This window comes from Lactobacillus sp. C449L (genome assembly GCF_059900815.1).
Genome location: NZ_JBWXGA010000170.1, coordinates 1 through 473, shown reverse-complemented (window position 1 = coordinate 473; position 473 = coordinate 1). Strand labels below are relative to the sequence as shown.

Here is a 473-nt window from a genome sequence, read left to right as displayed (position 1 = left end):
CAATTATGCAGGCGAGGGCTGGGAGTTGCGCGGCAGCTACCAATATGTCGAGGCGAAATCGACCTCCGGCAAATACAGCCTTGGCACCACGGTTATTCCTCAGATCATCCGGACCAATGCCGACCTGACCGGCGACCGGCCGAGTTCAGCTTCGACCAGCCGCTCTCAACCGATCCGGCCGATGCCGGGCTTTCTCGCTTCAACTGGCTTGACACGGTGAACGAGGGGCACGCCCACGCATTCCATCTGGATGCGAGCTTCGATCTGGGCAGCGGTTTCTTCAGGAAGCTTGGCATTGGCGGACGCGTGGCGGACCGCAAGGAAACCGACAGCTTTGTGGGCACCTGGTGGTCGGCGACCGCGCGCGGCTGGAACGGCGTGCCGCGGCCTTTCGTGAACACGGCGCCCGAAGGCGATTTCTACCTCGAGGAGTTCTCGGACTTCTTCAAGGGCGAGATCGATCCGCTTGGATC

General features: G+C 61.9%; 2 protein-coding genes. Both read left to right on the top strand.

Annotation, left to right across the window (positions count from 1 at the left end):
- On the top strand, positions 1–220 hold a 220-nt coding region (locus AC2JF9_RS08865), incomplete at its 5' end, for a hypothetical protein (RefSeq protein WP_500727031.1).
- The coding region (locus tag AC2JF9_RS08860) for a hypothetical protein (protein WP_500727028.1) at positions 217–473 on the top strand (257 nt) is incomplete at its 3' end. The genes AC2JF9_RS08865 and AC2JF9_RS08860, both read left to right, overlap by 4 nt.